General features: G+C 74.3%; 5 protein-coding genes. 4 read left to right on the plus strand and 1 reads right to left on the minus strand.

Annotated features, from left to right (window positions below; genetic code table 11):
- The first annotated feature begins 177 nt into the window (after positions 1-177).
- From K7C20_RS24475 to nudC, 4 genes are all read left to right on the plus strand, one after another.
- Positions 178-3,993 (plus strand): ATP-dependent helicase, encoded by a 3,816-nt coding sequence (locus K7C20_RS24475; protein ID WP_409351320.1) that lies wholly within the window; start codon positions 178-180, stop codon positions 3,991-3,993.
- A gap of 162 nt (positions 3,994-4,155) precedes the next feature.
- The gene (locus K7C20_RS24480) at positions 4,156-7,983 is read left to right on the plus strand and encodes a UvrD-helicase domain-containing protein (RefSeq protein ID WP_222892657.1); all 3,828 of its coding nucleotides are present in this window, start codon (positions 4,156-4,158) and stop codon (positions 7,981-7,983) included.
- A 10-nt stretch (positions 7,984-7,993) separates the two neighbouring features.
- A complete protein-coding gene (locus K7C20_RS24485) occupies positions 7,994-9,394 on the plus strand; it encodes a dipeptidase (protein WP_030089447.1) in 1,401 nt (466 codons plus the stop codon).
- 71 nt (positions 9,395-9,465) lie between these two features.
- Positions 9,466-10,401, plus strand: a complete 936-nt coding sequence (gene nudC, locus K7C20_RS24490; RefSeq protein WP_053208966.1) for an NAD(+) diphosphatase — start codon at positions 9,466-9,468, stop codon at positions 10,399-10,401.
- Between the two features lie 387 nt (positions 10,402-10,788).
- Here the strand turns inward: nudC and K7C20_RS24495 are convergent, their stop codons facing one another.
- Positions 10,789-11,031: a mycoredoxin gene (locus tag K7C20_RS24495; RefSeq protein ID WP_030089449.1), complete on the minus strand. Its 243-nt coding sequence runs from the start codon at positions 11,029-11,031 to the stop codon at positions 10,789-10,791.
- Positions 11,032-11,684: the final 653 nt, after the last annotated feature.

Below are 11,684 nucleotides of genomic sequence, written 5' to 3' on the forward strand. Positions count from 1 at the left end.
CGTCATCGCGCGACGGGCGTGGGACGCGCTGCGGCTCGGATGCCACCTGGCGTAGCGTCGGGCACTGCCGTCACGACGACGGCCACGCCGCGCGCCGCGCAGCCGGAGCACCGGCCCGCAGCGTCGGGCACCACCTACGCACCATGACGAGCACCCTCCTCAGGACCGGCGATCCACGTGAGTTCCTCCTTCTCGGCCAGCCCGCAGACGCAGCCCCACCGGGCGGCGCCGCGGGGTGCCGCCGGCACGTACCGGCTGGTGCGTACCCCGCCGGGGCGGGTGGCTCCTCCTGCCTTGGACGCAGCCCAGCGCGCCGTGGTTGACCACCGGCACGGGCCGCTGCTGGTGCTGGCCGGGCCGGGCACCGGGAAAACCACCACGCTCGTGGAGTCGGTGGCCCGCCGGGTGCGGGCCGGCGCCGACCCCGAGCGGATCCTGGTGCTCACCTTCAGCCGCAAGGCCGCCGTCGAACTCCGCGACCGGCTCGCGGCCCGGCTGACGGATCCGGAGGGCCAGCCCGACGGGCCTGCCGGTACGGGGAGCGGCGGGCCACGGGCGGGCATCCCACAGGCCACGACCTTCCACTCGTTCTGCTACGCCCTGGTCCGCGCCCACCAGGACGCCGACCTCTTCGCCGACCCGGTGCGGCTGCTGTCCGGACCCGAGCAGGACCTCGTCGTCCGTGAGCTCCTCGAAGGACAGGCGGAGCTGGCCGGCGCCGGGCGGGCCCGGGTCAGCTGGCCGGACGAGCTGCGGGCCTGCCTGACCACCCGCGGCTTCGCCGACGAGGTCCGCGCGGTGCTCGCCCGCAGCCGCGAACTGGGCCTGGGCCCGGACGCCCTCGGCGCCTTCGCCCGGCGCACCGGACGCCCCGACTGGAGCGCCGCGGCCGGTTTCCTCGCCGAATACCTCGACGTCCTGGACGGCCAGGGCGTCCTGGACTACGCCGAGCTGGTGCACCGCGCGGTGCTGCTCGCCGAGCGCACGGACGTCGCGGCGCAGCTGGCCGCCGCCTATGACGCGGTCTACGTCGACGAGTACCAGGACACCGACGTCGCCCAGGTACGGCTGCTGCGCGCGCTCGCCGGCAACCACGGAGCGACGGCGGCGCCGGGCTCCCCGGGACGCACGCTCGTCGCCTTCGGCGACCCCGACCAGTCGATCTACGCCTTCCGGGGCGCCGACGTCAACGGCATCCTCGACTTCCCCGAGACCTTCCGGCGCGGCGACGGCACCCCCGCCCCGGTGGCCGTCCTCGGCACCTCCCGGCGCTCCGGCGCCGAGCTGCTCGCCGCCACCCGGCTGCTGGCCCGCCGGATGCCGCTCACCCGCCTCCCGGCCCAGAAGGTACGCGCCCACCGCGAGCCCGCGCCCGTACGGGACGGCGGCCGCGTCGAGGTGTACACGTACCCGACACCCGGTGCCGAACTCGACAACATCGCCGACATCCTGCGCCGCGCGCACCTGGAAGACGGCGTGCCCTGGCGCGAGATGGCCGTCCTCGTCCGCGCCGGTGGGCGCTCGCTCCCCGGCGTACGCCGTGCGCTCACCTCTGCCGGGGTCCCGCTGGACATCGACGGCGACGATCTCCCGCTGCGCCATGAACCCGCGGTCGCGCCCCTGCTGACGGCGCTCCGGGCGGTGGCACGGGCCGCGCTGGGGCAGGGGGCTGCGGCTGTGGACTCCGGTGGGCGCGCGTTTGAAGAGGGCGAATTCGGCGGGGAGGGCGAGGGGGCCGGGGAAGAAGCCGGGGAGGAAGCCGGGGAGGCGGACCTTGGTGACGTCGAGGCGGGTGCCGTCGGTGCCGGTGTGGGCGATGCCCAGGCCGGTGACGCCCAGGCCGGTGATGCCGGCGCCGGTGTGGGCGCATCCGGTGGCGGCGACTCCGGGGAGGGCGAAACCGCCGGTGGTGACTCTGGGGAGGCCGAAACCGTCGGTGCCGAATCCGGGGAGGGCGCATCCGCTGAACCTGGTGAGGCCGGCCCCGGTGGCCCCCGGGCCGTTGACGCCGACCCCGACGGGACCCCCGACGCCGATCCCGGCGACGCCCCATCCGAGGCTGCCGGCCCCGCCGACACCGCCCGCCGCTGGCTCGATGCCGAAACCGCCCTGGACCTGCTGACCTCCCCCCTGGGCGGAATGGACTCCGCCGACCTGCGCCGGCTGGGGCGCGCCCTGCGCGAGGAGGAACGGGCCGCCGGGCAGCCACTGCCACGGCCCTCCGACGAGCTGATCGCCCAGGCCCTCGCCGAACCACAGCGCCTGGTGGCCCACGACCCCGCCTACGCCCGCGGCGCCCAGCGGCTCGGCCTGCTGCTGCGCAAGGCCCGCGAACTGCTGGCCGGCGGCGGCACCGCCGAGCAGGCCCTGTGGGAGCTGTGGGACGGCACCCCCTGGCCGCAGCGCCTGGAGCGGGCCGCTCACCGCGGCGGCGCCGCCGGACGCAACGCCGACCGGGACCTGGACGCCGTCGTCGCCCTGTTCGAGACCGCGGCCCGCGCCGAGGAACGCACCGGCGGCCGCGGCGCCCTCAACTTCCTGGAGGAACTCGACGCCCAGGACATCGCCGCCGACACCCTCACCCGCCGCACCGTGCGCCCCGACGCCGTACGGCTGATGACCGCGCACCGCGCCAAGGGCCTGGAGTGGCGGCTCGTCGTCGTCGCCGGTGTGCAGGAGGGCCTCTGGCCCGACCTGCGCCGGCGCGGCTCGCTCCTGGAAGCCGACCGGATCGGCCGCGACGGCCTGGCCGAGCCGCTCACCCCGGGCGCACTGCTCGCCGAGGAACGCCGGTTGTTCTACGTGGCCGCCACCCGCGCCCGCGAACGCCTGGTCGTCACCGCCGTGAAGGCCGCGGCCGACGACGGGGACCAGCCGTCCCGTTTCCTGGCCGAGCTGGGCGTCGCCCCCCAGGACGTCACCGGCCGCCCGCGCCGCCCCCTTTCGGTGGCCGCGCTCGTCGCCGAACTGCGCGCCACCACCGTCGACCCGGCCGCCACCCCGGCGCTGCGCGAGGCCGCCGCCCAGCGGCTGGCGAAGCTGGCGGCCCTGCACGACGACGACCACCACCCCCTGGTACCGGCCGCCCACCCGGACAACTGGTGGGGCCTGCACGAACCCACCCACAGCAACGTCCCGCTCCGCGACCGCGACCGCCCCGTCGTCCTCTCCGGCAGCGCCCTCGACCAGCTCGCCAACACCTGCTCGCTCCAGTGGTTCCTGGGCCGCGAGGTCAAGGCGGACGCCCCCGCCACCGCCGCCCAGGGCTTCGGCAACGTGGTGCATGTGCTCGCCGACGAGGTCGCCTCCGGCCGCACACCCGCCGATCTGTCCGTCCTGATGGAGCGGCTGGACTCCGTATGGGACGCCCTCGCCTTCGACGCCCCCTGGAAGTCACGCCAGGAAAAGGAGACCGCGCGCGCCGCCCTGGAGCGCTTCCTGCGCTGGCACGTCATGGAGCGCGAGACCCGCGGCCGGGAGACCGTCGCCACCGAGCACGGCTTCGACCTCACCCTCCGGGCCGGTGCCTACGAGGTGCGCATCCGGGGCAGCATGGACCACGTCTCCCGGGACGCGCAGGGACGGGCGTACGTCGTCGACTTCAAGACCGGCAAACAGAAACCGACCGGCCCCGAGGTCGCCCGCCACCCCCAGCTCGCCGTCTACCAGCTCGCGGTGCGCGAGGGCGCCGTGGACGAGGCCTTCGACGGCCGCACACCGCAACCCGGCGGCGCGGAACTGGTGCATCTGCGGCTGGGCGCGGCCCAGAAGGAAGGCGGCGACGCGCTGCCCGCCGTACAGGCGCAGCAGCCGCTGGAGGCGGGGGACCCTCCGGCCGAGCCAGCGGGAGAGTGGGTCGGTGAACTGCTCGCCACCGCCGCGGGCCGCGTACTGGAGGAGCGGTTCACGCCCACCACCGGCACCCACTGCACCCACTGCACCTTCCGGGCGTCGTGCAGCGCACAGCCGGAGGGGCGGCACGTGGTGGAGTGAGCGGGAGCGGGACGAGCGGCACCTCACGAGGGAGCAGAGGGAGGGAGGAGGGGACGCGGGCCGCGCGCCGTGGATCTCGCCAGGATCCCTCCCCCCCCCCGTGACCTGCGCTGACGCCGCGGGAGGCCGCGATTGTCAGTGCCGCCCGTTACGGTTTTCGCTGTGTCAGCTCGCCTCACCGACCCCGAGCAGCTCAAGGAGCTCCTCGGCATCCCGTTCACGCCGGAGCAGACGGAGTGCATCACCGCTCCGCCCGCCCCGCAGGTCATCGTGGCCGGAGCCGGTTCGGGCAAGACCACCGTGATGGCCGCACGCGTGGTGTGGCTGGTCGGCACGGGCCAGGTCGCCCCCGAACAGGTCCTCGGGCTGACGTTCACGAACAAAGCCGCCGGCGAGCTCGCCGAACGCGTCAGGTCCGCGCTCCTCGCCGCCGGAGTCACCGACCCCGACGCGCTCCCGCTCGACGCCGCCGGCTCCGCCACCGACCAGCCCCCCGGCGAGCCGCGGATCTCCACCTACCACGCCTTCGCCGGCCAGCTCCTCAAGGACCACGGCCTGCGCATCGGCCTGGAGCCCAGCGCCCGGCTCCTCGCCGACGCCACCCGCTTCCAGCTCGCCGCCCGCACCCTCCGTGCCGCCCCCGGCCCCTACCCCGCGCTCACCACCTCCCTGCCCTCCCTCGTGGAGGACCTCCTCGCCCTCGACGCCGAGCTCGCCGAGCATCTCGTGGACCCCGCCGCGCTCCGCACCTACGACACCGAGCTGCTCGCCGCCCTCGACGGGGTGAAACTCACCAACGCCGACCTGCGCAAGGTCCCCGAAACCGCCCGCGGCCGCCTGGAACTGCTCGACCTCGTCACCGCCTACCGCGCCGAAAAACGCCGCCGCGACCTCCTCGACTTCGGCGACCAGATCGCCCACTGCGCGACCCTCGCCACCACCCGCCCCGAAGTCGGCCGGATCCTGCGCGACGAATTCCGCGTCGTCCTCCTCGACGAATACCAGGACACCTCCGTCGCCCAACGACTGCTGCTGTCCGGCCTCTTCGGCTCCGGCACCGGGCATGCCGTCACCGCCGTCGGCGACCCCTGCCAGGCCATCTACGGCTGGCGCGGCGCCTCCGTGGCCAACCTCGACGACTTCCCCGCCCACTTCCCCTTCCAGGACGGCACCCCCGCCCGCCGGTACGCCCTCAGCGAGAACCGCCGCAGCGGCGGCCGCCTCCTCGACCTCGCCAACGGCCTCGCCGCACCACTGCGCCGGATGCACGAGGGCGTCGAAGCGCTGCGCCCCGCCCCCGGAGCCGAGCGCGACGGCATCGTCCGCTGCGCCCTGCTGCCCACCCACGCCGAAGAGCTCAGCTGGCTCGCCGACTCCCTCGCCCACCTCGTCCGCACCGGCACCCCGCCCGGCGAGATCGCCGTACTGTGCCGCACCGCCGCCGATTTCGCCCGCATCCAGGGCGAACTGGTCGACCGGGACATCCCCGTGGAGGTCGTCGGCCTCTCCGGGCTGCTGCACCTGCCCGAGATCGCCGACCTCGTCGCCGTCTGCGAGGTGCTCCAGGACCCCACGGCCAACGCCGCCCTGGTCCGCCTGCTGATCGGCCCGCGCTGGCGGATCGGCCCCCGCGACCTCGCGCTCCTCGGCCGCCGCGCCCGCACCCTCGTCCACCGCGCCGCGCCGTCCGACGACCCCGGGCAGCGCCTCGCCGAGGCCGTCGAAGGCGTCGACCCGGCCGAGACCATCTCGCTCGCCGACGCACTCGACACCTTCCTGGAGCCCGACGGACCCGACGACGGGCTCCCGTTCTCCGCCGAGGCGCGGGTGCGCTTCGCCTACCTCGCCACCGAACTCCGTGACCTGCGCCGCTCCCTCGGCGACCCCCTCATGGACGTGCTCCACCGGGTGCTGGCCGCCACCGGCCTGGAAGTCGAACTGTCCGCCTCACCGCACGCCCTCGCCGCACGCCGCCGCGAAACACTCGGCACCTTCCTCGACATCGCCGCCGGATTCGCCGCCAAACAGGGCGGCGAATCCCTCGACGGCGACGCCACCCTGCTGGCCTTCCTCGGTTTCCTGCGCACCGCCGTCCAGTACGAGAAGGGCCTGGACAGCTCCCTGCCCGGCGGCGACAACACCGTCAAGGTGCTGACCGCCCACAAGTCCAAAGGCCTGGAATGGGACGTCGTCGCCGTACCCGGCCTGGTCACCAAGCAGTTCCCCAGCGAACAGGCCCGCGAGTCCTGGACCAGCCGGCCCAAGGTCCTCCCGCACGCCCTGCGCGGCGACGCCGCCACCCTCCCCGACGTCGGGGAATGGGCCGCCCGCGGCCTGAAGTCCTTCAAGGAGGCGATGAAGCAGCACCAGGAAACGGAGGAACTCCGCCTCGGCTACGTCACCTTCACCCGCCCCCGCTCCCTGCTGCTCGGCTCCGGCCACTGGTGGGGCCCCCAGCAGAAACGACCGCGCGGCCCGTCCGCCTTCCTGGAGGCACTGCGCGCGCACTGCGAAGCAGGACACGGCGAGATCGAGCACTGGGCCGAGGCCCCCGAGGACGGTGCGGAGAACCCGGCCCTCTCCGAGTCCGCCACGGAACAGGCCTGGCCGCTGCCCCTCGACCCCACGGCCACGGCCCGCCGCCGCACCGCCGCGGCTACGGTCCGCGCCCACCTGGAGCGCAGGACGGGACAGGGGACGGCCGTCTCCGCCGCCGCCCCGCCCTCCCTGTCCGTCCACGACCCCGACTGGCCGCCGCCCCCGGCGGACGAGCCCTGGGCCACCGACCCGTACGACCCGTACGACCCCTACGACGCCGCCGAAGCCGACCCGTTCGAGGACGCCCCGCCGTTCGAGGACGCCGCCCCGTACGGCGCACCCGTGACCGACCCGTTCGACGACGCTGCCCCGTATGGCGTGCCCGTGACCGACCCGTTCGACGACGCTGCCCCGTATGGCGTGCCCGTGACCGACCCGTTCGACGACGCTGCCCCGTATGGCGTGCCCGTGACCGACCCGTTCGACGACGACGCCGTGCCGCACGAGGTACCGGGCCCCGGCCCCTCCGACGACGACACCCCGTCCCACGGAACCCCGCCGAACGACAGCCCACCGCACGACATCTCCGAAGACGAGCCCGCCCCCCTCCGGGCCCATATCGTCGCCCAGCGCTCCACCGAGCCCGATCTCACCGCCCCCACCGGCCCCGGCACCCGCCACCGCGGCGACACGGCCCACCCCGGCGATGCCGCCCCCCACACCCTCCTCCCCGAGGAGCGCCGCACCGTCGGCTCCTGGGACCGCGATCTGGACGCGCTCGCCGCCGAGCTCCGCCGCTCCCGCGCCACCGTCCGTGACGTCCCGCTGCCCTCCGCGCTCAGCGCCACCCAGCTGCTCCGCCTCGCCGCCGATCCCCACGGCTTCGCCCGCGAACTCGCCCGCCCCATGCCGCGCCCGCCACAGCCCGGCGCCCGCCGCGGCACCCGCTTCCACGCCTGGGTCGAATCCCGCTTCGAAGAGCTCACACTGCCGCTGCTCGGCCCCGACGAGCTGCCCGGCGCCGAACAGGACGACGCAGCCGGGATCGTCGACGAGCACGACCTCGAAACCCTCAAGGAGGCCTTCGCCCGTACCCCCTACGCCCACCGCACACCCTTCCGGGTCGAAGCCCCCTTCCAGCTGACCCTCGCGGGACGGATGATCCGCGGCCGGATCGACGCCGTCTACAAAGAGCCCGGCCCCGACGGCGACCGCTTCGAGATCGTCGACTGGAAGACCGGCCGTGCCCACAGCGCCGATCCCCTCCAGCTGGCCGTCTACCGCCTCGCCTGGGCCGAGCGGTACGGCCTGCCGCCGTCCGCCGTCGGCGCCGCCTTCCTCTACGTCCGTAGCGGCGAGGTGGTCAGACCCGCACGGCTGCCCGGCCGGGCCGGACTGGAACGCATCCTCCTCGGCGAGACCGCCGACCGGCCCCCACCGGAAGGCCGATAGGCTCGGCCGTATGAGCAACACCCCGGACAGCGCCGTCCGCGCGTACATCACCCTGCATCGCGAAGCCTTCCTCGAGGACCTCGCCGACTGGCTGCGCATCCCCTCCGTGTCCGCCGACCCGGAGCGCGCCGGCGATGTGCGCCGCAGCGCCGAATGGCTCGCCGCGAAGCTCACCGACACCGGCTTTGCGGCCACCGAGATCTGGGAGACCGGCGGCCTGCCCGCGGTCTTCGCCGAGTGGCCCTCCGGTGACCCGTCCGCACCGACCGTGCTCGTCTACGGCCACCACGACGTGCAGCCCGCCGCCCGTGAGGACGGCTGGCACACCGACCCCTTCACGCCGCAGACCGTCGACGGCAAGCTCTACGCCCGCGGCGCCGCCGACGACAAGGGCCAGGTGTTCTTCCACACCCTGGGCGTGCGCGCGCACCTCGCCGCGACCGGCCGCACGGCCCCCGCCGTCAACCTCAAGCTGCTGATCGAGGGCGAGGAGGAGTCCGGCTCACCGAACTTCCCGGCCCTGATCGAGAAGCACGCCGACCGCCTCGCCTGTGACGCGGTGATCGTCTCCGACACCGGCATGTGGTCCAGGGACACCCCCACGGTGTGCACCGGCATGCGCGGCCTGACGGACTGCCAGATCGACCTCTACGGCCCTGACCAGGACCTTCACTCCGGCTCGTTCGGCGGCGCGGTCCCCAACCCCGCCACCGAGGCCGCCCGGCTGGCCGCCGCGCTGCACGATGCCGACCGCCGGGTCGCCGTCCCCGGGTTCTACGACGGCGTCATCGAGCTCACCGACCGAGAGCGGGAACTCTTCGCCGAGCTGCCCTTCGACGAGGAGGAGTGGCTGCGCACCGCGCACTCCCACGCCCCTCTCGGCGAGGCCGGCAGCACGACCCTGGAGCGCATCTGGGCCCGCCCCACCGCCGAGGTCAACGGCATCGGCGGCGGCTATCAGGGCCCCGGCGGCAAGACCATCGTGCCGTCCACCGCACAGCTCAAGCTGTCCTTCCGGCTGGTCGCGGGCCAGAGCGCGGCCGCCGTGCAGCAGTCCGTACGCGACTGGGTGGCGGCGAGCCTCCCGGCGGGCATCCGCCACGAGATCACCTTCTGGGGCGCCACCCGCCCCTGCCTCACCCCGCTCGACCACCCCGCGCTCCAGTCGGTCGTCCGCGCCATGGGCCGGGCCTTCGAACAGAAGATCCGCTTCACCCGCGAGGGCGGTTCCGGGCCCGCGGCCGACCTCCAGGACGTCCTCGGCGTCCCGGTCCTCTTCCTCGGCATCTCCGTCCCGTCGGACGGCTGGCACGCACCGAACGAAAAGGTCGAGCTCGACCTGCTGATGAAGGGCGTCGAGACCGCCGCCCACCTGTGGGGCGACCTGGCGGAGACCTGGCGCACGACTTGACCCGCACCGCCGTACCGCTCCGCGCCCGTACGCAGCAATCACCCACGCCATAGGGGGAGTTGGAAACAGCAGTGACCACCTGGACCGACCATACCGCCGGCCGGCCGCTCACCTTCAGCGCGCCGAGCGGAATTGACCGCTCCGCCCATCATCGCCTCGACGAAGCCTGGCTGGCGGCGGCCTGGAGCCACCCGACGACGCGCGTCTTCGTGGTGTCCGGCGGACAGGCGCTGATCGACGACACCCCTGACGGCCGCACCGAGCTGATCATGACGCCGTCCTTCGAGGCGCCCATGACCGAGGCGCACCGCTACTACCTCGGCACCGACGACGAGGGCGTCAGCTACTTCGCCCTCCAGAAGGACTCGCTGCCCGGCCGCATGGACCAGTCCGCGCGCCCGGCAGGCCTGCGCGAGGCCGGTCTGCTGCTGTCCCCGCGCGACGCGGGACTGCTCGTCCACGCCGTCGCCCTGGAGAACTGGCAGCGGCTGCACCGCTTCTGCTCACGCTGCGGCGAGCGCACCGTCATCGCCGCGGCGGGCCACATCCGCCGCTGCCCGGCCTGCGGCGCCGAGCACTACCCGCGCACCGACCCGGCCGTGATCATGCTCGTCACCGACGAGGAGGACCGCGCGCTTCTGGGCCGCCAGGTCCACTGGCCCGAAGGCCGCTTCTCCACCCTCGCCGGGTTCGTCGAGCCGGGCGAGTCCATCGAGCATTCGGTGGTCCGCGAGGTCTTCGAGGAGGCCGGTGTCGTCGTCGGCGAGGTGGAATACGTCGCCAGCCAGCCCTGGCCGTTCCCCTCCAGTCTGATGCTGGGCTTCATGGCGCGCGCCACCTCCTCCGAAATCCAGGTCGACGGCGAGGAGATCGAAGAGGCCCGCTGGTTCTCCCGCGAGGACCTGCGCGCCGCCTTCGAAGCCGGCGAGGTCCTCCCGCCGTACGGCATCTCCATCGCCGCCCGCCTCATCGAGCTCTGGTACGGCAAGCCGCTGCCCAGGCCGTGAGTGCCGGGCGGATGGGCGGGCGGCGGTACGGCGGCCCGGACGCCCTCACGCACGCAAAGAGGGCCGCCGGCCGGATCCACCACATGATGAATCCGGCCGACGGCCCTCTGCCCGCCCTGTACGCACTCAGGCGGCGCGGGACCGCCCCTCAGGCGGAACGGAACCCCTCAGACGGAACGGCCCCCGCGGGAAGGAACCCTCAGGCGGAACGGAACCCCTCAGCGGAACGGAACCCCTCAGCGGAACGGCACCGCTCCTGCCGGAACGGCACCGCTGCCGGGGGAGACGCTGTCGGGGGAGCCACGCAGGCCTCGGGGAAGCCGCGTCGCCGCCGAGGCGAAGGCCTTCCGGAGAACCTCACAGGCGAAGCGCCCCTCGGAGCAGCCGTCAGGCCCCGACCTTCTGCTTGACCTGCGCCAGGGACGGGTTGGTCAGCGTCGAACCGTCGGGGAACAGCACGGTCGGCACCGTCTGGTTGCCGCCGTTCGCCTTCTCCACGAACGCCGCCGACTCCGGGTCGTGCTCGATGTTGATCTCGGTGTACGTGATGCCCTCGCGGTCCATCTGACCCTTCAGCCGACGGCAGTAGCCGCACCAGGTCGTGCTGTACATCGTCACAGTGCCCGCCATGCGTCCCGCGCTCCTTCGTTAAGTCTTGATCGATACCACCCGACGCCCTACTCGGCGCGGCCAAGCACCACAACGAACATCGAGCCCCAGCCATTCCCGGGACCCCGGGCGAGCCATGCCGGGACCCCGGGCGAGCCGTTCCCGGCGCCGCGAACCGAGCCCCGGACTCGAACCCGGACCCGCGCCGGGACCCGCATCCAACCCGCGCGCCGGCCACCTCGGGGGCCCACCCCCGCCCCACCCCCTCACCCCACCCCCTCCGACCAAAGCCGACCCCCCAACCCCCCGGGCCCAAGCCCCCAACCGAAGCCGCCCCCCACAGCCGCCTCCACCGAGCCCGCCCGCTCCCAGCCCTCACACGGCCCGTATCCCGCCCCACACGGCCCGCTCCCCGCCTCGATCGACCCGCCCCGTACCGGCCGCTCGCCACCTCAGGCGGCCCGCCCCACACGCCCCGCCCCACACGGCCCCGCCCGACGTCTCACCCGCCCCCTCGACATCTCTCCCGCCCGCCGTACGACCGCTCGGCTCCCGCCGCTCGACCGCCGGAACACAGCAAAGCATCCGCCGCGTCGGCGCATCGTCGGTTGTCCACAGCGGCCGCGATGCGTACGACCGGGGTGCGGCGGCTGTGGACAGGGGTCCCGGGCGTC

The sequence above is a fragment of the Streptomyces decoyicus genome (genome assembly GCF_019880305.1).
Taxonomy (GTDB): domain Bacteria; phylum Actinomycetota; class Actinomycetes; order Streptomycetales; family Streptomycetaceae; genus Streptomyces; species Streptomyces decoyicus.

Bases quoted from the DNA above. Each gene is read 5' to 3' on its own strand.
- K7C20_RS24485 (WP_030089447.1), top strand. From the start codon at position 7,994: ATGAGCAACACCCCGGACAGCGCCGTCCGCGCGTACATCACCCTGCAT.
- K7C20_RS24495 (WP_030089449.1), bottom strand. From the start codon at position 11,031: ATGGCGGGCACTGTGACGATGTACAGCACGACCTGGTGCGGCTACTGC.